General features: G+C 52.4%; 18 protein-coding genes. 8 read left to right on the top strand and 10 right to left on the bottom strand.

All coding sequences use genetic code 11. The features are described 5' to 3' along the window. Positions 1-18 precede the first annotated feature (18 nt). The 4 genes from KJA68_RS05275 to KJA68_RS05260 all read left to right on the top strand — a co-directional run bounded on the left by KJA68_RS05275 (position 19) and on the right by KJA68_RS05260 (position 6,420). On the top strand, positions 19-2,358 hold the full coding sequence (locus KJA68_RS05275; RefSeq protein WP_213035891.1) for a nitric oxide reductase activation protein NorD: 2,340 nt from the start codon (positions 19-21) through the stop codon (positions 2,356-2,358). Next, positions 2,355-2,657: a hypothetical protein gene (locus KJA68_RS05270; RefSeq protein ID WP_213035890.1), complete on the top strand. Its 303-nt coding sequence runs from the start codon at positions 2,355-2,357 to the stop codon at positions 2,655-2,657. Before KJA68_RS05275 ends, KJA68_RS05270 begins: the two co-directional genes overlap by 4 nt. Before the next feature lie 399 nt (positions 2,658-3,056). Then, positions 3,057-3,383, top strand: coding sequence for a hypothetical protein (locus tag KJA68_RS05265; RefSeq protein ID WP_213035889.1), 327 nt, complete (start codon positions 3,057-3,059; stop codon positions 3,381-3,383). Between the two features lie 364 nt (positions 3,384-3,747). Continuing rightward, a complete protein-coding gene (locus tag KJA68_RS05260) occupies positions 3,748-6,420 on the top strand; it encodes an acetate--CoA ligase family protein (RefSeq protein ID WP_213035888.1) in 2,673 nt (890 codons plus the stop codon). Positions 6,421-6,451: 31 nt separating this feature from the next. On the opposite strand, the gene hypE is transcribed toward KJA68_RS05260, so the two are convergent. The 8 genes from hypE to KJA68_RS05220 are packed head-to-tail and all read right to left on the bottom strand — an operon-like array spanning position 6,452 to position 13,264. After that, the gene (hypE, locus tag KJA68_RS05255; protein ID WP_213035887.1) at positions 6,452-7,486 is read right to left on the bottom strand and encodes a hydrogenase expression/formation protein HypE; all 1,035 of its coding nucleotides are present in this window, start codon (positions 7,484-7,486) and stop codon (positions 6,452-6,454) included. An 11-nt stretch (positions 7,487-7,497) separates the two neighbouring features. After that, on the bottom strand, positions 7,498-8,613 hold the full coding sequence (hypD, locus tag KJA68_RS05250) for a hydrogenase formation protein HypD (protein ID WP_213035886.1): 1,116 nt from the start codon (positions 8,611-8,613) through the stop codon (positions 7,498-7,500). Further along, positions 8,610-8,852, bottom strand: a complete 243-nt coding sequence (locus KJA68_RS05245; protein ID WP_213035885.1) for a HypC/HybG/HupF family hydrogenase formation chaperone — start codon at positions 8,850-8,852, stop codon at positions 8,610-8,612. Before KJA68_RS05245 ends, hypD begins: the two co-directional genes overlap by 4 nt. A gap of 13 nt (positions 8,853-8,865) precedes the next feature. Beyond that, positions 8,866-9,981: a Kae1-like domain-containing protein gene (locus tag KJA68_RS05240; protein WP_246487075.1), complete on the bottom strand. Its 1,116-nt coding sequence runs from the start codon at positions 9,979-9,981 to the stop codon at positions 8,866-8,868. After that, positions 9,974-10,876 (bottom strand): hydrogenase nickel incorporation protein HypB, encoded by a 903-nt coding sequence (gene hypB / locus KJA68_RS05235; RefSeq protein WP_213035883.1) that lies wholly within the window; start codon positions 10,874-10,876, stop codon positions 9,974-9,976. The genes KJA68_RS05240 and hypB overlap by 8 nt, the downstream gene beginning before the upstream one ends. 38 nt (positions 10,877-10,914) lie before the next feature. Beyond that, positions 10,915-11,256, bottom strand: a complete 342-nt coding sequence (gene hypA, locus KJA68_RS05230) for a hydrogenase maturation nickel metallochaperone HypA (protein WP_213035882.1) — start codon at positions 11,254-11,256, stop codon at positions 10,915-10,917. A gap of 23 nt (positions 11,257-11,279) precedes the next feature. Continuing rightward, positions 11,280-11,768: a hydrogenase maturation protease gene (locus tag KJA68_RS05225; RefSeq protein ID WP_213035881.1), complete on the bottom strand. Its 489-nt coding sequence runs from the start codon at positions 11,766-11,768 to the stop codon at positions 11,280-11,282. Continuing rightward, positions 11,762-13,264 carry a Ni/Fe hydrogenase subunit alpha gene (locus KJA68_RS05220; protein WP_246487074.1) on the bottom strand — a complete coding sequence of 501 codons (1,503 nt, stop codon included), beginning with the start codon at positions 13,262-13,264 and terminating at the stop codon, positions 11,762-11,764. Before KJA68_RS05220 ends, KJA68_RS05225 begins: the two co-directional genes overlap by 7 nt. A 266-nt stretch (positions 13,265-13,530) precedes the next feature. Between KJA68_RS05220 and KJA68_RS05215 the strand changes: the two genes are divergently transcribed. Further along, positions 13,531-14,544 carry a DUF3617 domain-containing protein gene (locus KJA68_RS05215; RefSeq protein ID WP_213035880.1) on the top strand — a complete coding sequence of 338 codons (1,014 nt, stop codon included), beginning with the start codon at positions 13,531-13,533 and terminating at the stop codon, positions 14,542-14,544. Here KJA68_RS05215 and KJA68_RS05210 read toward each other — a convergent pair. Next, positions 14,541-14,693 carry a hypothetical protein gene (locus KJA68_RS05210; protein WP_213035879.1) on the bottom strand — a complete coding sequence of 51 codons (153 nt, stop codon included), beginning with the start codon at positions 14,691-14,693 and terminating at the stop codon, positions 14,541-14,543. The two genes, KJA68_RS05215 and KJA68_RS05210, sit on opposite strands and share 4 nt — an antisense overlap. 86 nt (positions 14,694-14,779) lie before the next feature. On the opposite strand from KJA68_RS05210, the gene KJA68_RS05205 reads away from it, so the two are divergent. Next, entirely contained in the window at positions 14,780-16,132 is a 1,353-nt protein-coding gene (locus tag KJA68_RS05205) for a tetratricopeptide repeat protein (RefSeq protein WP_213035878.1), read from the top strand. 471 nt (positions 16,133-16,603) lie between these two features. Further along, on the top strand, positions 16,604-18,703 hold the full coding sequence (ppk1, locus tag KJA68_RS05200) for a polyphosphate kinase 1 (protein ID WP_213035877.1): 2,100 nt from the start codon (positions 16,604-16,606) through the stop codon (positions 18,701-18,703). A 310-nt stretch (positions 18,704-19,013) separates the two neighbouring features. Here the strand turns inward: ppk1 and KJA68_RS05195 are convergent, their stop codons facing one another. Continuing rightward, positions 19,014-19,469 carry a hypothetical protein gene (locus KJA68_RS05195; protein ID WP_213035876.1) on the bottom strand — a complete coding sequence of 152 codons (456 nt, stop codon included), beginning with the start codon at positions 19,467-19,469 and terminating at the stop codon, positions 19,014-19,016. 536 nt (positions 19,470-20,005) lie between these two features. Between KJA68_RS05195 and KJA68_RS05190 the strand changes: the two genes are divergently transcribed. Next, entirely contained in the window at positions 20,006-21,481 is a 1,476-nt protein-coding gene (locus tag KJA68_RS05190; RefSeq protein WP_213035875.1) for a Ppx/GppA phosphatase family protein, read from the top strand. Positions 21,482-21,682 lie beyond the last annotated feature (201 nt).

Raw genomic sequence — 21,682 nt, 5'->3', positions numbered from 1 at the left:
TTTACTGGTGGAGTTACCATGTCAATCAGTCTTGAAGACTACCAGGAATTACTTGATTCACTCTCTCCAAAATTGCAGGAAACCCTTCATGCAGCATGGCATGAAGCAACCAGGATATTCAGTGCGCGTGGCCTGGACAACTACCTAAAGGGGGCTTCCGCCCTGAAAACACTGGGGAAGGACGACAGCCTGATCGCCACCTGGATCAACCATGCACCACTCGTTGCCAAAGAGATTGGCGAAGATGCAATACCGGATCTTGTACATAATACGCTGATGATGGCTTCCAAAACTTCCGGGGCAGTGATCGAACTGGTTCTCAGTACAGCGCCAACGGCAGCCAGCCGCCTCGGAGACGAGACCCTTTTCCGTGGTTACCTGCAGTTCCTGAACACCCTGGTTTCCCAGGCACCGCGCGGCATGCGGCCCATGCTTGAAAATCTGGAAGTGCTGTTCAACCAGCTTACCCTGGGCGGACTGCGCCGCTGGGCGCTTTGGGGCGCGCATGCCTATCGTACCAACTACCCGGAACAGGGCAGCTATTTCAGCCTGCAGTCCAAAGAATCCCTGGCAATGCTGCAAAAGGAGCGCAAGGGCACACTGTTCATCGATGTGCAGCGCCGCATCAATATGTACCTGCGCGCTTTATGGGCGCGAGATTTCTTCATGAAACCCACCTCCGGGGACTTCGAGACCCGCGAAGGCTACCGCCCCTATATCGAAGGTTACTTTCTGCATATACCCGATGCCTTTGACGATTTTTCCGCAGGAGAAATCCGCGTGCCCGGCGTGGAGGTATACCGTGCTGCCACAGCCCACTGCGCGGCCCACATTGTATACACGCGCGACCCTATCTCTGCCGAAGCGCTGAACCCATGGCAGATGGCAGTCATCAGCGTGGTGGAAGACGCACGCATCGAAATGCTGGCCGTGCGTAAATTCCCCGGTCTCAAACAACTGTGGACACAGTTCCACACCATAACCCCCGGCCAGAACAGCACGGCAGGCGATTACCTGAACCGGCTCGCACGCGCACTGCTGGATGACTGTTATCAGGACGATGATCCCTGGATCGCACAGGGACGCTTGTTGTTCACGCAGGCTTCCGGAGACATGGAAACGAACCAGACTTCCTGGGATATCGGGGTGCAGCTGGCGCACGAGTTCATGTCAAGGCACATTGCCTTCAATCCACGCACCGATCTGCTGTCTGCTCCCTATCGGGATGACAACCGCTACCTCTGGGAGTTCGAAGAGTTTGATTTCGACAAGGCGATGGCAGCCGGATACGAGACCCCGAGACAGGTCCGCAAATACGTCAGCCCGATCGAAATGGCCCATGAAATCGACGTCGAAACCGCCGGGGACGACGCGCAGGAAATATGGGTGCTGGACACCGAATTTTTTCCATACGAGGACATGGGTAAGTCTTTCAATGAAATGGAGGGAAATGAGCCGATATCCGAACCTTACCACTACTCGGAATGGGATTACCAGATCCAGCTGGAGCGGCCAGCCTGGGCTACCGTGCTGGAAAAACGCCCGAAAATGGGCAACCTGCAACTGATTGATGAAATCACTTCGCAGCACAAGCGAACGATCAACCGCCTGAAGTTCCTGCTGGATGCGCTGCAGCCGCAGGGAGTAACCCGTATCCGCAAACTGGAGGATGGAGACGAGGTGGATGTGAATGCAGCCATCCGTGCCATGATCGACATTCGCATGGGACAACAGCCCGATCAGCGCATCATGATGCGCTCGGTACGCAAGATACGCGATATCTCGGTAATGGTGCTGCTCGATCTATCCGAATCAACCAACGAGAAAGTGTCCGGGCAAGAATACAGCATCCTGGACTTGCAGCGCCAGGCCACCGTTTTGCTAGCGGACGCAATCAACAAGATCGGCGACCCGTTTGCGATCCATGGTTTCTACTCGGATGGGCGCCACAAGGTTGAATATGCGCGCTTCAAGGATTTCGACCAGCCATACAATGAGATTCCCAAATCACGGCTGGCCGGCATGAAAGGCCAGTTTTCCACTCGCATGGGTGCCGCCATCCGTCACGCCGGGCATTACCTGAAACTACAGAAATCCGCCAAGAAGCTGTTACTGCTGATCACCGATGGCGAACCGGCAGACATCGATGTACGCGATCCACAGTATTTGCGCTACGATACGAAAAAGGCCGTGGAAGAAATGGCCCGTTCCGGCATGACCACATTCTGCATCTCGCTTGATCCGCGGGCAGACCAGTATGTTTCCCGGATTTTCGGAGCCAAAAACTACATCGTTCTGGATCATGTGGAACGGCTACCAGAAAAACTACCCTCACTTTACGCAGGATTGACGCGATGACACAACAACTTTATGTCGGCATAGACAAGGATGCCAAAGGCGGACTTACCCACCTTGGACGCATCGTACGTGATGCCTGGATATTCGGTATCCTGCCGGGATCAGAAACTTGTGAAGGCTGGGATTCTGCCAGAATGCAGAACCTATATGAAAAGGTCTATGCCGCATGGGAACCCTACGCTCACCTGCCCAGCAAACTGCCGGAAAATCTGCGGGAAAAGCACGAGCAATACTATGCACAGGCCATAGAAGCCGCCCGCAATAGCGGATGGAATCCTGAACTGGACAAGGACGAATAAAACAGTTACCTGAATATCCCAGAAACCAACCAATGCCAGTAGCTGCAACTCTCATTACCAGACCATTATCCGAATTGGGCCGGGAATTTCCCGGCGTTTTTCAGCATGGCAGCCGGCGCAAACCCGGCTTCCAGCCGGGAAAACATGGACACGGGCAGATTCAGGATGGAAAAAAGCATCATAATGCACATTAGCTGTTGATCAGATGGCCCTTCGGTGGTAGCATCCGTATGCTGCAAATGGGTCAAATACAGCTTGTTTGGGAGGGTTGGCAATTACCAGCGGCCGACTGATTACACAAAACTATTTACACCCTCTTGTTAACTGGTACTATACGCAAATCAAGTCAACCTTGATCCCATATAACTATCCTTCCAACTTCATATTTAGGAGCTTTTCATGAAAAAGAGTCTTATAAATATCGCGATTGTGTCCTGTTTTGCATTAGGTGCCAGCTTGGCTAGCGCTGATTCCATGGTCGGCATTTCTGCTTCAGGCCTGTATAGCAATACCGGTGTTTCCTACGGCCCTTCCGGCGGCAGAACTGCTCAGGTTGGTGCTACCGGCCAGGTTCAGCCAGATGCAACCGGATTCACCATCCAGACCCAGCCACCAGCAGATTACCCACGTTACTTCCATTCTTCCAATCAAACCAACATTGTTCAATCCGGCCCAAATGGTCCATTCAATCAATTGGGCAATCCAGGAAGCCTGTCAGGTCACTGATTTATCCTGCTGAAATTCAGCGCAACAGTATTTTTGGACGGCAGGGTTCAATCCAGTTCTCTTCAGAAACAAGGTCAGCTTGCAGCTGGCCTTGTTTTTTCTTCATGATATACTGCCTGTTCAGCAGCATACGGCAGCCATCATACCCATTTTTTTCTGAAAACTGTATCCGCGCATCCCTTTCTGATCACGATACTCATTCAACACGACCCCCGGCGCATTTTCTCCAGCGCACGGATTCAGGTTTTGCCATACCTGCTGCAAGACATAAGCCCTGAACGGATGGCCTGGATCAATAGGCTTCCGGAACTAGGCATTACTGGTACTATCCAGCCAGAACAGAACTGAAGCCATTTACAGAATCATGGATACCTGCTTCCCGAACTCGTTATTCACACCAGGATCGATCGCTGTGTTCGGCGCGAGCGACCGTCCCGGATCAGTCGGCCAGGTCGTATTTCAGAACCTGCTGGATGCCGGATACAGAGGTCCGCTTTATCCTGTCAATCCGAAACATGCCAAAGTGCAAGGCAGGCGCGCCTATTGTTCCATCAAAGACATCAAGGGGCCTGTAGAACTGGCTGTGATCGCCACGCCGCCCGCGACTGTACCCGGCATAATCGAGCACTGTGGTAACCATGGCGTAAAAACAGCCGTCATCATCACCGCCGGATTTGGTGAAACCGGAGAACAGGGTGCAGAACTGGAAAGAAAAGTGCTGGAAACCGCACGCTGCCACAACATTCGCCTGCTTGGGCCGAACTGCCTTGGCATCATGCGGCCATCCATCGGCCTCAATGCGACTTTCTACAATGGCCATGCCATCGACGGCAGTATCGCTTTCGTTTCCCAGTCCGGGGCGTTATGTACTGCACTCCTGGACTGGTCGCAAAATACCGGCGTAGGTTTCTCCAGTGTAGTTTCCGTAGGATCATCGGCTGACGTGGATTTCGGGGAAATACTCGATTACCTGGCAGGGGATCCCAGAACCCAAAGCATCCTGATGTACATCGAGGGCATCCGCGACGCACGCCGTTTCTTGAACGCACTCCGTGCCGCTGCAAGCATCAAACCGGTGATCCTGATCAAGGTAGGCCGCCACCCCGCCGGATCCAGGGCAGCCTTGTCCCACACCGCCTCACTTGTCGGGGCGGATGACATATTCGATGCAGCGATCAGCCGCGCAGGGGGAGTCCGGGTACAAACCACCACGCAGCTGTTTAATAGCGCCATGGCTCTCTCTTGCGGCATACGCCCGACTGGGAAGCGTCTTGCCATCGTCACCAATGGCGGAGGACCCGGTGTAATCGGAGCAGACAGGGCGACTGACCTGGGGCTTGAGATGGCAAAACTGTCCGACGATACGATCGGATATCTCAACCTCCACCTGCCGCTGAACTGGTCGCACAACAACCCGCTGGACCTCATCGGCAATGCGCACCCGGATCTTTACCGGCATGCAGTCCAAGCTTGCCTGAACGATGAAAATGTAGACGGTGTGCTGGCCATCCTCACCCCGCAAGCCATGACCCGCCCACTAGAATCCGCGCAGATCCTGGTTGAACTGTCCAATACATGCAGCAAGCCGGTACTGGGCTGCTGGATGGGAGAAATGCAGGTAATGGAGGCGCGGAGGGAATTTCTCGGCACGCACAAGCCACACTTTGACACGCCTGAATCTGCCGTGGAAGTGTTCTCCTTTCTTGCTGCCTGTTATCAAAATCAGAAACTGCTGGCACAGCTGACTTGCTCCGTTCCGCAACAGGACAAGCCTGATGTGGGAAGCGCCCGGCGAATTATCGAACATGCGCTGAAGGATCAGCGCAATATCCTGACTGAAACAGAATCCAAGGCTTTGCTGTCCGCCTTCCACATTCCCGTCGCAAAAACCATGATTGCCCGGTCACCCGACGAAGCGTTGCTGATTGCACAGAAGGCCGGGTTCCCGGTCGCGATGAAAATCAATTCTCCCGACATCACACACAAGAGCGATGTCGGTGGCGTGCTGCTCAACCTCAGAAATGAACAAGATGTCCGCTCCGCCTACCGGAAACTCATCGACAATGCCCGGCATCATCGTCCCGATGCGAGGATGGATGGCGTCGCCGTCGAACCAATGGTCTCCAGGCCGAATGGCCGTGAACTGATGATCGGCGTCACCAGCGACCCGGTGTTCGGACCGGTTATCACATTCGGCGCAGGCGGAACTACCGTCGAAATCATCGGGGATCGTGCCATCACCCTGCCCCCGCTCGACCTGCCCATGGCCAGAAATTTGATTGGGAAAACCCGAGTCTCCAGAATGCTGGGAGCGTTCCGCAACCTGCCCGCCGTTAACATGACCGCGCTGGAAAGCACATTGCTGCGCGTCTCGGAAATGATCTGCGAACTACCCGCGCTCAGGGAGATGGACATCAACCCGCTGATCCTCGATGAACACGGCGCATGGGCAGTCGACGCACGCGTGGTTGTGGAATCAAGCCCCCGCGCCACTGGCCACTACACGCATATGACAATTCCACCCTACCCTGCCAGTCTGGTTACTCATTCCCGGTTTGCCTGCAGGACGAGTTTCACGATACGGCCCGGACGCCCGGAGGATTACGGACTGATACAGAATTTTATGGACAGACTGGCGAATGAACCCGGACTCAATCCCTGGATGAGCAACAGGCGGGATATTGCTGGTTCCATGCTGACATGCCTGGTACATTCTGATTACAGTACCAGCATGTCTCTGGTCGCACTGGAGACTTCTGCTGACGAAGAAACCGCTATCGGCCTCGCCAGTTTCTCCGCTTGCGCTGATGGCAATTCCTGCGAATTTACAATAATGACGGAATACCCCGAGCAACACACCGAACTGGTATGCGAACTCATGATCTCCCTGGCGCAGGCTGCTCGTTCGGTCGGGTTATCCATGATTGCAGGAACCATTCCCAAATCCTTATCCGGCATGGCCGAACTCCTGCCGCCTCTCGGTTTTCTGATAACCCGGGAAACTGCCGACAGCCTGAAGATCAGCAAGCAGCTCTAGGCACACACCCGCAGATACGGAAACCCGGAAATCAGCAGATCCTCGGCAAAGGCTCCCCTGCCAGCCAGTCCACAATGCGCCTGCCACCCAGCCGGGTAGCCATCTGTACGAACCGACGGGAATCTTCTGTAACTTCCCCGATTGCAGCCGCCTCCCGCGCCAATGGATGGGCGCGCATCACCTCCAGCAAGTGCACAGCATCTTCAGGCGCACAAACTGCGACCAGTTTGCCTTCGTTAGCGACATAGAGAGGATCCAGCCCGAGAAACTCACAAGCGGCCTCAACCGGTTTTTTTACCGGTATCGCTGACTCGTCCAGCAGCATGCCCACGCCGGACTGTTGTGCAATTTCGTTGAGCGTCGTCGCCAGGCCACCACGTGTTGGATCGCGCAGCACGCGCACCCTGGCTCCACAATCCAGTATGTTTGCAACCAAACCATGCAATGGCGCGGTATCTGAAAAAATGGGGGCATCGAATTCCAGGTTTTCACGCCGGGATAATACCGCCATGCCATGATCACCTATCGTACCGGATAGCAGAATCCTGTCGCCGGGCTGTGCCAGATCTCCGGACAGCACGATACCCTCCCGCAGCACGCCAATACCGGTAGTGGTGATGAACACCCCATCTCCCTTCCCCTTTTCCACCACCTTGGTATCACCGGCAACGATGGAAACCCCTGCATCCCTCGCCGCGCTTGCCATGGATGCAACGATACGTTCCAGATCGGCAAATAGAAATCCTTCCTCGAGTATGAAAGAAGCGGTCAGGTAGAGTGGCTGCGCTCCCATCATGGAAACGTCATTGATGGTTCCATGAACAGACAGGCAGCCTATATCTCCGCCCTCAAAAAACAGCGGGGAGACGACATGGCTGTCGCACGACATCACCAGTCGCCCGGAAACCTGCGGCAGCACAGCAGCATCGTTACCCTGCTCCAGCCAGGCATTGTCAAAAGCAACCTTGAACAGTTCTGCAACCAGTTGCGCCATGGCTCGCCCGCCGGAGCCATGCAAGATTTCCACCCGTCCCCGCCTGGAATACAGTGGGCGGGGCTTAGGCATCTTATCCCACTTCAAGTCAATTCCTCCCGAAAACGTCCATAACTGTAATATGCCGCACAAGCACCTTCCGACGATACCATACAAGAACCTACCGGATTTTCCGGGGTGCATACCGTGCCAAAAATTCTGCATTCCTGAGGGCGCTTTTCGCCGCACAGAACCGCAGCACACTCGCATGCCTTATGATCGCGCACGGGCACGTAATCGACGCCGAATTTCAATTCAGCATCAAAGCGGGAAAATTCCGGCCGCAGTTTCAGGGCGCTTTCGGAGATGCTGCCGAGGCCACGCCATTCGAATGCATCACGCAGTTCGAACACTTCTGCAACCAGTTTCTGGGCCTTGAGATTCCCCTCACGCGTCACGGCACGGCTGAACTCATTTTCCACTGTTGCCCGACCCTGATTAATCTGGCGCACCAGCATAAGAATTGCCTGCATCACATCCAGTGGCTCGAATCCAGCAATCACTACCGCTTTGCTATGCTCGGCTGCAAATCGTTCGTAAGGTTTGCTACCAATCACGGTAGAAACATGTGCAGGACCGACAAAGCCATCCAGCATTTTCCCCGTCCTCACAGACAGGATCGCCTGCATTGCAGCCGGTGTCAGGACATGATTGCAGAGGATGCTGAAATTCTCCATGCCTGACGCATGCGCTTGCTTGACTGCCACCGCCGTTGGCGGGGTCGTAGTTTCAAAGCCGATGGCGAAAAACACAACCTGCCGTTCCGGGTTTTCGCGCGCAACCTGAAGCGCATTTTTCGTGGAATAAATCATGCGCACATCAGCTCCTTCCGACCGGGCACGCATCAGGGACATCTGGCCGGAACAGGGAACACGCAAAACATCGGCATACGTACACAGGATCACATCCCGCTGCTGAACCAGCCGTACCGCCTGGTTTATTCGTCCAACCGGCAGCACGCAGACCGGGCAACCAGGACCATGGATCAACCGTATCGTAGCTGGCAACAAGTCCGTTATGCCATACCGGGAAATGGCATGGGTATGTCCCCCGCAGAATTCCATCAGGCGATAACCTGACGACGAAGTGGCTTCTCTCGTGATGCTGGCGGAAATATGTTCAGCCAGCGCAGCATCGCGAAATTCATCCAGGTATTTCATGGCTCTTTATCGGGCAAACCTGCCATCCGGCTCATTTCGGCAAACAAAGCCAGCGTATGCTCGGCTTCCTCCTGATCCAATTTTTGCAGCGCATAACCGACGTGCACGATCACGTAATCCCCCACTACGATATTTTCCACCAAGGCAAGCGAGATTTCCTTCCGCATCCCGCCCAGATTAATAATGGCGCTGTCCCCTTCGATCAGCTGCTCGATACGTGCTGGGATGGCAAGGCACATGGTCAGACTCCCATTATTGACTGGCCTGTTGCAACGCAACCCAAGCCTGCCCTAATGAAATTGCACTGTCGTCCGGCTGCATCTGCTGCGCGACAAGAACTTGCAGACCAATCATGGAAAGCCTGTCTGACAGGGTACGCTTCAGAATTTCGTTATGAAAGCAACCGCCACTGAGAACAATACATTCCAGATGATGCTCACCAGCGACACGCCCAACCCATTCTGCCAGACCTGCTACAACCGTGGAATGGAATAACGCCGCGCCATAGGAGGTGGCGCGGCAATCCATTAATGTTGCAAGCAACGAAGAAAAATCCAGGACGCTGGATTGTCCGAAAAGAGAATTTCCCATGATCCGGTACCCATCGGAAAGAGGAGAGACGGATCCATGCGCCTGTGCCAGGCTCTGCAACCTGACCGCAGCTTGCGCCTCAAAGTCCTGTATCCCACAGACCCCGAGCAACCCGGCTGCTGCATCAAAAAGTCTTCCCATGCTGGAAGTAACAGGGCAGTTCAAGCCGCGACTCAGCATGGCTGCAACGGTTTCCGCTCCAGGCCAGGAGGAAAAACGTTGTGCAATCTCTTCCCCACGACCGGCCTTGAACCATACAGCGGCCGCCATACGCCACGGTTCACGTGCAGCGCGGTCGCCACCCGGCATAGCAAGGAAATCCAGGTGCCCTAACCGCTGAAATTCGTTACCCTCCACGCGCAGCAGTTCTCCACCCCAGGGTGCACCATCCATTCCCATGCCCATACCATCCAGAGCCAGCCCTAGAACCGGCGCGATCATGCCATGTTCCGCGCAAACCGAGGCAACATGCGCATGATGATGCTGCACTGCCAGGGTTCTCAGTCCACGATGCGCGGCATAGGACTGTGCAAACTGTGTACTATAGAAATCGGGGTGCAGATCATGCGCAACCACTTCCGGTTTCACTCCAAGGCTGGCACACAAATGTTCTACACTGTGCTCCAGTCGCACCCTCGCATCCGCCCCGTCCAGATTGCCGTGTAGCTGCGACACATACGCCCATCTGCCCCGGGTAACACAAACGGTATTTTTCAGCCATGCGCCGCATGCCAATACCGGAGCGCCTGAAACAGGCAAGCTGATTGGGTTAGCCAAGCAGAGCTTTCGGTTCTGCATTGCTCTGCTGCAAGGTTTGCGCATAACGGCAACCATTTTCTATCCACTCCAGCCATTGTGCCATCCCCTCGCCGCTTACAGCAGAAATACAGATCACTTTTAATTCTGGATTAATGCGACGAGCGTACCCGATGGCAAGCTCCACATCAAACTCCAGGTAGGGCAGCAGATCACACTTGTTCAGCAGCATCAAACCGGCAGCACGGAACATATCTGGATATTTCAGTGGCTTGTCCTCGCCTTCGGTCACCGAAAGAATCACGACCTTGTGCGCTTCGCCCAGATCGAATCCGGCCGGGCAAACCAGGTTGCCGACATTCTCGATCAGCAGCAGGCTTCTAGGCTGCATGTCCAGTCTTTGCACGGCCTGGGCAACCATATGCGCATCCAGATGGCATCCCTTGCCAGTATTGATCTGCAGCGCCGGCGCCCCGGCAGCGCGAATGCGCGCGGAATCATTATCGGTTTGCTGATCCCCCTCGATCACAGCAATGGGCATTGCATCCTTCAGGGCTGCAATAGTTTTTACCAACAGACTTGTCTTGCCAGACCCGGGGCTGGAAACCAGATTGAGGGCAAAGATTGCGCGGCAAGTGAAATCATCCCGGTTCTCCATGGCATAGTCATTATTTTTGGCTAGAATGTCCCGTTCGATCCGGACCATGCGCGCCTGACTGATGCCGGGCGCATGGGCGCCAGCTGCACCGGCACCAAAATCCAGCGTGCCATCCGCATGTGCAGGCAGGCCTGTTTCAGACGCTTTTATGCCACTTCCATACGCCCGATACTGCAAGCCTGTACCCGATCTGGATTTTTTGGACAGACGGCCTGCAAAACGCTTCTTGCTGCCGCCGCATCCGCAAGTTGTGCACATCGCTCCCCCTCCTTAAAATGTCTTCCAGAAAAAACCCATTACTCCACCTCAAGTTCCCGTACCCGCATCTGGTCTCCGCCGGTTACCTGCAAATTCTGGCTGCCGCAAACCGGACACACTCCGTAAGGCGCAGCCATCGCCATTTCAGCCAGGCATGCCAGGCAACGCCCTTGACCCGCCTTTTCTATAATTTCCAAGCGTGCCTGATGGGCAATGCCATCGCGCGTTACCAGGTCAAAGCAAAAACGCAGGGACTCTTGTTCCACACATGCAAGTTGCCCGATTTCCAGCCACACCGTCCTGACCCGCACATACCCCTGCTCACGTGCTGCATCCTCAAGAATTTGCACGATGCTCTCCGCAAGAGACATCTCATGCATAGCATTTTTCCGGTACTTTCCACTTATCCGCCATGAATCGACCTGTCCAGATACTGCAGCCAGTTCCTCTGGCTACTGTCCACACACAGCCCGTGAACCAGATTTTTTGCAGCACTCAGATTGAAAGCAGCCTGTACGCTCAGCGGGGAGCCCAATTCAAAATCATATCCGCGTATGCGCAGCAGAAAAGCTGCCGGGGCATTCTTCCCAAATACCTGACGATAGGCATATAACAAGGCCACAGGGCTCATTGCATGGCTGGTATAACTGTCATCTTTTTCAGCGGATATTGCAGAAAAAACCCATGGTTCGGCACAGGACGCATCCGCATCTATAAACAATATCCGATCGCAATCAGCCATATCTGTAACATGCTCAATCTGAAGCTGCATATCCTGCTGACACGTAATACCTCCCAGATTCTGTTCTTCAATATACCCGACCAGATCCGGTCCGAGAACATCATCTCCACGCCCAGGGTTGCCATAACCGAACAGTAGCAGCCTTAACATGATTTCAGGGCCATGCGACTGATTACACCATTGCTTCCCTTGGTCACCCGGTCTAACAGCGTGCCTTCCGCGTCCACCAGTTCCACCTGCAAGGGCATCTTTCCCAGTGCATGAGTAGCGCAGGACAAACAGGGGTCATAAGCACGCACGGCAACCTCCAGATGATTCAGCAGACCTTCGGTGATTTCATGGCCGTCCAGATACCGATTGGCAACAGAACGCACCGATTCATTCATTGCCTGGTTGTTGCTAGTCGTCGAAACAAGCAGGTTAGCCTTGACAATCAGGCCCTGCTCGTCGATCTGGTAATGATGGAATAAAGTTCCGCGCGGCGCCTCGATTACACCTATCCCCACCCTGCTTTTTTCACCTGGCTCTGCAACCAGATTCGTGCCGATAAGATCGGGGTCATGCAACCCTTCCCGGATCGATTCTGCACAATACAGAATTTCAATCATGCGCGCCCAGTGATATGCCAGCGTATCCTGCACCAAAGCTCCGCGGCCGAAATTCCTGAAACGCTTACGCGCTGCTTCAGCCAGCGGGGTTGAAATCAAGTCGCAGTTATTGACCCGAGCCAGAGGGCCCACCCGATACCAGCCCTGTTCCTTACCCAGCCCGACCAGAAAAGGAAATTTCATGTAACTCCATGAGCGTACCTCCTCGCGCAGAATTTCTCTGTAGCGACGATAATCAAACTGGTCGAAAATCATCGTGCCATCTGCCATGCGCGCACGCAACCCACCATGATACAACTCCATCTCCCCACCTGTTCCGACCATGCCCAGAAAATTGCTCGGCAGCGTGGCGAAGTCACGATGCTCCGGATTGGCAGCGTGAATCTGCTCGTTCAGATCCAAAGCATCCTGACTCCAGAGCAGAATATCATCCATTTCTGCGAGCAGGGCATCTCTTTCGGCCATGGTCAAGGACTTGTTCATCCCTCCGGGAACTGTCGCCGTACCGTGGATGCGTTTGCCGGTGATCATCGCAATGATCTGTTGCCCAAACTTGCGCAGTTTTACTCCTTTCAGTGCAAGATCGGGATATTGATCCAGCACGCCAAAAATATTGCGCTGTGCCCGGTCGCTGCCAAAGCCAAAAAGCAGATCGGGGGAAGACAAATGAAAAAAATGCAGCGCATGTGATTGCAGGAACTGGCCATAATGCAGCAAACGTCGCAATTTTTCGGCAGTAGGGGTAAGCTGTTCCACGCCAACCAATTGGTCTACCGCCTTGGCTGCGGCCAGTTGATGACTGACCGGGCAAATCCCGCAAAGACGCTGAACCAGAAAAGGCACTTCCCAATAAGGACGACCCTGGATAAATTTTTCAAAGCCCCGAAACTCGACAATATGCAGGCGCGCTTCATGGATGTGATGTTCTGCATCCAGCAGCAACGTAATCTTGCCATGTCCTTCCACTCGTGAAATAGGATCGACCGCCACCCGTCGCAAATTGCCGGGAGAATTCGTATTTTTCAGAAAATCAGTCAATACCTACCTCCACGCCGTTTTCATCTTGATCCTGTGACGGTAATGGACATTGTCCATCGATAATATTGAAAACTGTTTTTCACTGCAAACCAGTCGGGGAGTATTCTTCGGAAAAACTTTACGCTATAGTAAGATTCCATGGACACATTTTTTCAATGTCGCACCTGAAACCGGACAACAGGAACACAGGCGCATCCGTGCGCTGTGCATGCAGTCTGCAATTGACCAGACCCATTTCAGTAACCAATCTACCTTATGGAATAATCATGATTCGACATCTTACCGCCATTCTAGCCATAATGACCAGCATGCTGAACGCCCCGACCCATGCCGCGCAAGGTGAATACTGGGAAGTTACCAACAAAATGGAAATCCCCGGCATGCCTTTCGCGATGCCTTCCACCACAAACAAGGTATGCATCGCGAAAGGCGCAGAAAACGACCCCAAAAACACTTCGGGCGACAAGGACTGCCAGATGTCCGATGTCAAAACCACCGGAAACAAGGTCTCATGGAAAGCACGTTGCGTCCATGACGGCGAAGTCATGACAGGAAAGGGGGAGCAGACCACCACCGCCAACGGCTATGCAGGCAGGATGCAGCTCTCGGGCAAATCAGGAGGGGAAGATGTCAGCATGAATATGATCTACAGCGGAAAGCGCATCGGCGGCGCCTGCGACCCCGAAGAAATGGTGAAAAAATTCAATGCGAAGATGTGCGACACCTCCAGATATGAAAGCTCTGCTGAGTGGATCAGCAGTGCCGACCACATTTTCTCCAACTGCCCGGATCAACGCGGCAAGCTGTGTGAAACCGTGCACAGGGATGCCTCCAGGGATGCGTATGCCTATACCTTACTGCTCCAACATGATCACCAGCCCAATACTGCTTCCATTGCCAGAGAATGCAAACTGGATATGTCCAGCACCACCAGCTCGGTCTGCAAGGGGGTCAACAACGACAATTACTCGATGCTTGCCAAACACTGTCCTTCCGAAGCCAAGGCATTCCGGGAAGCAAAACGCCGCAAGGAATGCGAGGGGCGCAGCTACTCCGGCGTGGTGAATGCGGAGACCATCCGGGCCTGCATGGAAGGAGGCAATCGGAATGCGGATAACAGCCAGCCTGAAAACCCAGTCTCATCCGGCAAACCGCAAAGCCCTTCTACCGGCAAGCCGGCGGCGCCATCTTCCGCAGAAACCGGAAATCCCCCTGAAGATAACCCTGTAAACAATCTGCTGGAAGGGGTCAAGACCCTGAAAGGCATGTTTGGTTTTTAAGAAACACGATGACGGGCGGGTTGCAATCGGGTCATTTCACGCCAGCATGGATGCAACCCGTCTATCCCGCCCATCCACCACTGCAACCTGTCCGGACTCAAGGTGATACCCGCCCAGTACAGGCGAATATGAACATGCACCTGACCCATGCTGTTTCCGGAATTTCCTATTCGTAATACCATACATTCTCGGCACTGCCATCCCCGGCATTCCGGCCTGATTCCATCTTGCAATCATGTTCGCGCGGTTCTCTGAATCAAATTCCGGCGCATTCCTCTGGCTCGCTCTGGCCGTAACAGTCTGCTATGCAAATGCACTGAACGCCCCATTTCATTTCGATGATTATCAGGTTATCGTTGACTATCCGGGCGTGCACTCCTGGGCCGCATGGGCAGAAGGACTGACACACGGCATTCGCCCCCTGCTGAAATTCAGTTACACATTCAACTGGACCCTGGGAACCGGAGTTGCCGGTTTTCATTTCGTAAACCTGCTGATCCATCTGTGCAATTCCTGCCTGGTGTACAGCCTGGCGCAAAAATTTGTACAGCAGCAATGGCAACACAAAGAACTGCAGCATGTTCCTATTTTCGCGGCGTTGCTATTCGCCGTGCATCCGGTTCATACCGAGGCCATCACTTATATATGCGGGCGTTCGGCTTCCTTGATGGCGTTATTCTATCTGGCTGGGCTTCTCGCCTACGTCAGTGGCCGCATGGAAGCAAGCCGCGTAAAACTGTATGGACTGACCCCGCTGTTCTTCATCTTGGCACTCGGCGTCAAGGAAACAGCGGTAACCTTCCCCATGGCGCTATTGCTGTGGGAATATGGCTGCAGAGGCAAATGGCAATGTGCGCTTGCGCCGCAGTGGCCAAGCTGGCTGGTACTGTTCGCGGCCACACTAGTTTTCCTGTATAGCGACAGCTATCTGTCGCATATGGAGCGCAGCGTCCAGTTCCACTCCCTGCCAGAAAATGTGTCAAACCAGATCCGGGCCTTTTCCTACCTGATGCGGCAATGGGCATTGCCACTGTGGCTGAATATTGATCCAGACCTGCCTCTGCAGAATGACCTGCCGAATATTTTGCAGCCCCTGACATTTCTACTTGCATTACTTGCACTCATGGCCGCCTGCTGGCAAACACGTCCCTGGATCGGTTTCTCCCTCGCATGGCTGATGTTACAACTGATTCCTCTGCATCTTTTTTTGCCGCGCATCGACATCGCCAACGACCGCCAGATGCTTCTGGCCGGATGGCCGCTGTTTCTTGCCCTGTGCATCGAATTGCGCTTGTGGTCGAACGAGCGCACCACCCGGTTGATCACGATGCTGCTGTTTGCGGCGCTCGCTACTCTCACCGTGCTGCGCAACCAGGATTACGCAAGCGAAATCCTCCTGCTGCAAGATACGGCAATAAAATCTCCCGACAAGGCGCGCGTGCACAACAACCTTGGCTATGCCTACCTGCTCGCCGGACGCAATAAAGAAGCAAGCAATGAATTTATTCGGGCATTGCAACTCGATCCCGGTCTTTTCAAGGCGCGTTTCAATCTGGACCGATTGAATGACGAAACTCTGTCGAAATAACCCGAAAATTATTTATGAGGCCCCCTGAATCTCCAGCAAAGTCAGCAACAGCAGCTACAACCATGCGTCCAATCAAAGGACGTTCGATTCGGGCAGCTCATTCCCGCCCGGCCACTTCAACGCCCAACCAACCGTTAAACCTTTGCCTGACAATCATGCCACCCTAGGCCAGGCTAAAACCAGAATGTCAATTTTCCCACCATAAGCATACCCAATCGTTACATACTAAAATCAGCATCCATAAAACACCCTCCCCTGCCAAATTCCAGAATTCGAACATAAACTGGATACTGTGACCAGAATTTTATCCTAACAACGAAAATCGACTTGATTAGCTTTATTGAAAAAATCCTGTACACCATTTTCCGATAGACAACACTAAAATCTCATATAAAATATGGGTGGATTCTGAGTGCACGCTTGGCAGCATCCTGTTTGTCCAGTCCTGCCTTATTTCCTGCTCCTAATAAAATGAACCACACGATAGGTAAAAATTACACCCCACAGCATTTTCTCAATCGGGAATTAGGCCAACTTGAATTCAACCAGCGGGTACTGGCGCAGGCAGAAAATCCCCACATCCCAATTCTGGAGCGGCTGAAATATCTTTGCATCGTAAGCAGCAACCTGGATGAATTCTTTGAAATCCGTGTCGCTGGACTAAAGGAGCAGATCAACCTCAACAGCTTCGCCACCGGACCGGACGGCATGAGTGCGCGCCAAACCCTCTGCCAAGTGCATGAACAGGTGAACCAGCTAATCAAGCGACAATACCGAATACTGAACAATGATATCTTTCCTGTGCTGGAACTGCATGGAATACGTTTTCTGCGCCGGACTGACTGGAACCATGCACAGTGTGCCTGGATCAGAAATTTCTTCCTGTCTGAAGTCATGCCGGTCCTTACGCCAATAGGCCTGGATCCTTCGCATCCCTTTCCCCGTGTATTGAACAAAAGTCTGAATTTTGCAGTAGAGCTAGAAGGCAAGGATGCTTTCGGGCGCAATTCTGCAAAGGCTATTGTCCAAGCTCCGCGCGTACTTCCACGCGTCATTCTTCTTCCCAATGAAATAAGCGAGTGTGCCTACGGTTTTGTTTTCCTTTCTTCCATTTTGCACGCCCATGTGAGTGATTTGTTCGGAGGAATGGACGTATTGAGCTGCCACCAGTTTCGTGTAACACGAAACAGCAACCTGTTTGTAGATGACGAAGAAGTCAAGAATCTTCGCGTTTCCCTGCAGGGCGAATTACCGCAACGTCATTTCGGCAATGCAGTGCGTCTGGAAGTTACCGAAAACTGCTCTCCGGAGGTGGCCTCGTATCTATTACAACAATTCGAGCTGCATCCAGACGACCTGTACCATGTAGATGGCCCGGTAAACCTGGTTCGATTGATGGGCATTCCTGAACAGGTAGCACAGTGTGACCTGAAATTTCCCCCTTTCAAGCCTGGAATTCCTTCCAGCCTTCTGAAAAAAAGAACGGATATGTTCAAGGTTATACGCAAGAGCGACATACTGCTACATCACCCATTCCAGACATTCCAGCCCGTACTCGATCTGGTTCAGCAAGCCGCCACTGACCCGGACGTAGTTGCGATCAAACAAACCGTCTATCGCACCGGTGTAGATTCGGCACTGATGGAAACTCTCCTGTCCGCAGCCAGGAATGGTAAGGAGGTAACCGTCGTAGTGGAACTGCTGGCACGGTTTGACGAGGAAGCCAACATAAACTGGGCCAGCCGCCTGGAAGATGCAGGGGCACATGTTGTCTATGGAGTGGTCGGACACAAAACCCATGCCAAGATGCTAATGATTGTACGACGCGAAGATGGAAAGCTGCGGCGGTACGTTCATCTTGGAACGGGTAACTATCACCCGCGTACCGCCCGTTTATATACGGATTTTGGACTGTTCACCAGCAAGGAAGAAATGTGTGCTGATGCAAATGAAGTTTTTGTACAACTTACCGGACTAGGCAAGGCACAGAAACTGAATTATTTATGGCAATCCCCCTTTACACTTCACAGCCAGATCCTGAACGCCATTCAGAATGAAAAGAAAATTGCTATAACCGGAAAACGTGCGCGGATCATTGCCAAAATGAACGCACTGCTTGAACCGGAAATTATTTGCGCCCTGTATGAAGCATCCCAGGCCGGGGTCAAAGTGGATCTCATTGTTCGCGGCGTATGCGCACTACGCCCGGGGATTCCCGGATTATCCGAAAATATCCGCGTCCGTTCCATTATCGGCCGTTTTCTGGAGCATACACGCATTTTCTACTTTAGCAATAATCTGTCGCATGACATTTATTTAAGTAGCGCCGACTGGATGGATCGTAACTTTTTCCGTCGAATCGAAGTCTGTTTTCCCATACTTGATAAAAAAATCAAGAAAAGGGTTTTGGAAGAAGGTCTGAAAATTTATTTGCAGGACAATGTTCAGGCATGGGAGATGGATGCGAATGGACACTACCGGGCAAAAATTCCCCGTCGCTCTACCCAGAAAAGATGCGCACAATCCATGCTATTGCAGCAGCTTGCCAATCTGGCTCCTGTCTCCTTGTGACCATTTTTTCCCTTTCTCATGAAACGCAATGAATGCATATTCGGAATCCAGTGCACAGCTCGTTGTCGATAAAGTGCCTGAAGAATCGCCCAGTCTGGATCACCTCAGAAATTTAACCGTATAGCCATATTAATAATATAGTAATTGAAATTTGATACCTTATTCATGGATACGGGATGAATTATAAAAAAATTTTAAAAAAATACTATACAAATAAGTTAAGTGTTAAAATAATCACAATAACAATATTTGATATCAGGGGGTAGTTTTGAAAATCACGGCCGGAACAATGGCATCACTCGGGCAATGATTATTTTTGAACTCTCTTATTTTTGGAGCAAAACATGACAACCAAGGCAAAAAGTACCATTAAATCCCAATCCCCGGCCAAAACCAAGGCCACTGCAAGTAATGCAAAACGGGTTGCAGCACCTGCAAAAAATACCACTGCTACCAGCAAGTCAGCGGCCAAAACGAAAACCGCCGCTAATCTAGAGCCCGTTAACCAGAAAACTCCGGCCAAAACCCGGCCAGCGACCAAAGCCACCGCCGTAGCTACAGCTCCAAAAAAAGCGGCAGGCACTAAAACTCCGTCAGCAGCGGCGCCAGTTAAAGCTGCGGCTCCCAAAAAAGCGGCAACTCGGACAGAATCCAGAATTCCTGCTGCAAAATCAGCCACAACCGTTACCCAAGCTGCAAACACAAGCAAGTTGCAGAAGGATGACACTCCAAAAAAAATCAAAATGGTGCGCGATAGCTTCAGCATGCCGGAAAATGATTATTCACAGTTTGCCATTCTCAAACGGAAATGCCTTCTGGCCGGAATCCCTGTTAAAAAAAGTGAACTGCTTCGAGCAGGACTGATATGCCTATCCAAATTGAGCGACTCCAGACTACTGAGTGTTGTGGGCCAGGTGGAGGTACTCAAAACCGGACGGCCAGCCAAAAATCCCAAAGAGTAAGCACTATTTAGATTTCCTTATCAACCTGGGCTGGGGTCGCTATGGTCTGCAGGGTACCGCACCATGCCATCACGGCCCCAGGGTTATAATTTCACGATTGAGGTCCATCAAAAATCTTAGGTCAACGATTTCTGCTTCTGATTGTGTTTTCACTGATCAAGTTATTTGGTTCCAATAAATCCAAGCACATCGGGTTACACTGAATGGAACAAGGAATTCTGCCTAATTCCCTGCGTTTACCCCATCCATCGTCTGAGGCAAAGCGAATGGCTAGCTTACCTTACGAAAATAGAATATTCTTTACAATAAACAAGCATCCTGGCATTGACGGGTAACTACCTTGCAGGCATACGATACCATTGCATCCGTGGACCTAGGTTCAAACAGTTTCCGGCTACAGGTCGCACGCATCGTCGATGACCAGATCTATCCGCTGGATTCATTCAAGGACACAATTCGCCTTGCTGCCGGACTGACGCATGACCGACTGCTGGATGACGAAACCCAGATTCGTGCACTTTCATGCCTCAAGCGTTATGGAGAACGCTTGCGCGGCTTACCCAATCATGCCGTGAGAGTGGTAGGCACCAATACATTCAGGATAGCCATCAATGCCTCCGCCTTTATTGAAAGGGCAGAAGCAGCTCTTGGGTTTCCAGTCGAAATCATTTCCGGGCGGGAAGAGGCACGGCTCATCTTTCTGGGCGTTGCAAGTTCCATGCCTTCTTCCCATAAAAAGAAACTGGTTATAGATATCGGAGGAGGTTCCACTGAATGCATCATTGGTGAGGGAATGGAGCCAATCCAGATGGAAAGCTTGTACATGGGATGTGTCAGCTACAGCCAGCTTTTTTTTGGCGATGGCAGAATCACCAAAGCTGCCATGCAGCGCGCCGAAATCGCTGCCCGCCTGGAGCTGCAATCTATTCGTTCCCGATTCTCCGGAGGTTCCTGGCAGGAGGCGATTGGCTCATCCGGCACGGCTCGTGCACTGGCGGACATATTGAAGACAAACAACTGGTGCAATGAGGGCATCTCTGCCGATGGACTGGCAAAACTCCGTACCGTTCTCTTAAAGGCCGGAGAATGCAGGAAACTCGAAACAATAGGCGCAAAGTCTGACCGCATCCCTGTGCTGCCTGGCGGGTTCGCTATCATGTCGGCAATCTTCACGGAATTAAATATCCAGCATATGAATGTGGCAAGCGCATCTCTCAAGGAAGGGGTCATGTATGATCTTTTGGGCCGCCTGCATCACCAGGATATGCGTGACATTACCGTAAACCAATTCATGCGGCGCTATCACGTAGACCCATTACAAGCCAGACGAGTCGAAAATTTATCGCTACTTCTTTATAAGCAAATTGCCCAGGGTTCTGATACTCATGTCACACAACAACAATTGCAGTGGGTGGCACGATTGCATGAAGCAGGAATTTCCATCGCACATAGCGGATACCATAAACATTCAGCCTACATCCTGGAAAACGCCGATATGCCCGGATTTTCTAAAATGGAGCAAATCCAGCTCGGGTTGCTGGTTAGGGCTCAGCGCGGATCGCTTGCCAAATTTCCAAAACTGGCCGGCATGAAACTGGATTGGTCCGCAATTTTTGCACTAAGGCTGGCAGTTCTGTTTTACCAGAGTCGCACGGACATCAGCCTGCCCAGAATTCAGCTGAAGAAAAACGGAAATGAATATCGGATCAAGCTTGACAAAAAGTGGTTCGAACAAAACCCGCTTACTGAGAGCGCACTCCAGGCTGAAATAAAGGAATGGAGGGCTGTAGGGATCCGATATTCGATAACAAGCTGACCCTTTCAGGCAAAAAAACATTGCACCGGGTAACGCCTGCCATCGTCGCCACCCCTTGTTTTTCCCCTTCCCCAAGCTGAACCTGTATAGCCGAAACGCAATCCGGCGTGGGAACCACGAAAATTCAATGTCCCCTATTCTGTTATCAAAAAAACAGTGAGTGCGGTTCTAAATTTCAGCTGCAATCATTCTGTAATAATT

Origin of the sequence: Candidatus Nitrotoga fabula (genome assembly GCF_905221025.1) — a bacterium.
In the GTDB taxonomy this organism is placed as follows: domain Bacteria; phylum Pseudomonadota; class Gammaproteobacteria; order Burkholderiales; family Gallionellaceae; genus Nitrotoga; species Nitrotoga fabula.
The sequence above is the reverse complement of the archived record's forward strand: the minus strand, read 5'-3'. Positions and strand labels throughout refer to the sequence as shown.

Excerpts from the sequence above, each read along its gene's own strand:
- KJA68_RS05215 (WP_213035880.1), top strand. The coding sequence starts at position 13,531 with ATGATTCGACATCTTACCGCCATTCTAGCCATAATGACCAGCATGCTG.
- hypA (WP_213035882.1), bottom strand. The coding sequence starts at position 11,256 with ATGCATGAGATGTCTCTTGCGGAGAGCATCGTGCAAATTCTTGAGGAT.
- KJA68_RS05265 (WP_213035889.1), top strand. The coding sequence starts at position 3,057 with ATGAAAAAGAGTCTTATAAATATCGCGATTGTGTCCTGTTTTGCATTA.
- KJA68_RS05205 (WP_213035878.1), top strand. The coding sequence starts at position 14,780 with ATGTTCGCGCGGTTCTCTGAATCAAATTCCGGCGCATTCCTCTGGCTC.
- hypE (WP_213035887.1), bottom strand. The coding sequence starts at position 7,486 with ATGCCTAAGCCCCGCCCACTGTATTCCAGGCGGGGACGGGTGGAAATC.
- KJA68_RS05270 (WP_213035890.1), top strand. The coding sequence starts at position 2,355 with ATGACACAACAACTTTATGTCGGCATAGACAAGGATGCCAAAGGCGGA.
- KJA68_RS05260 (WP_213035888.1), top strand. The coding sequence starts at position 3,748 with ATGGATACCTGCTTCCCGAACTCGTTATTCACACCAGGATCGATCGCT.
- hypB (WP_213035883.1), bottom strand. The coding sequence starts at position 10,876 with ATGTGCACAACTTGCGGATGCGGCGGCAGCAAGAAGCGTTTTGCAGGC.
- KJA68_RS05275 (WP_213035891.1), top strand. The coding sequence starts at position 19 with ATGTCAATCAGTCTTGAAGACTACCAGGAATTACTTGATTCACTCTCT.
- KJA68_RS05195 (WP_213035876.1), bottom strand. The coding sequence starts at position 19,469 with ATGCTGAAGCTATCGCGCACCATTTTGATTTTTTTTGGAGTGTCATCC.
- ppk1 (WP_213035877.1), top strand. The coding sequence starts at position 16,604 with ATGAACCACACGATAGGTAAAAATTACACCCCACAGCATTTTCTCAAT.
- KJA68_RS05245 (WP_213035885.1), bottom strand. The coding sequence starts at position 8,852 with ATGTGCCTTGCCATCCCAGCACGTATCGAGCAGCTGATCGAAGGGGAC.
- hypD (WP_213035886.1), bottom strand. The coding sequence starts at position 8,613 with ATGAAATACCTGGATGAATTTCGCGATGCTGCGCTGGCTGAACATATT.
- KJA68_RS05210 (WP_213035879.1), bottom strand. The coding sequence starts at position 14,693 with ATGGGTCAGGTGCATGTTCATATTCGCCTGTACTGGGCGGGTATCACC.
- KJA68_RS05225 (WP_213035881.1), bottom strand. The coding sequence starts at position 11,768 with ATGTTAAGGCTGCTACTGTTCGGTTATGGCAACCCTGGGCGTGGAGAT.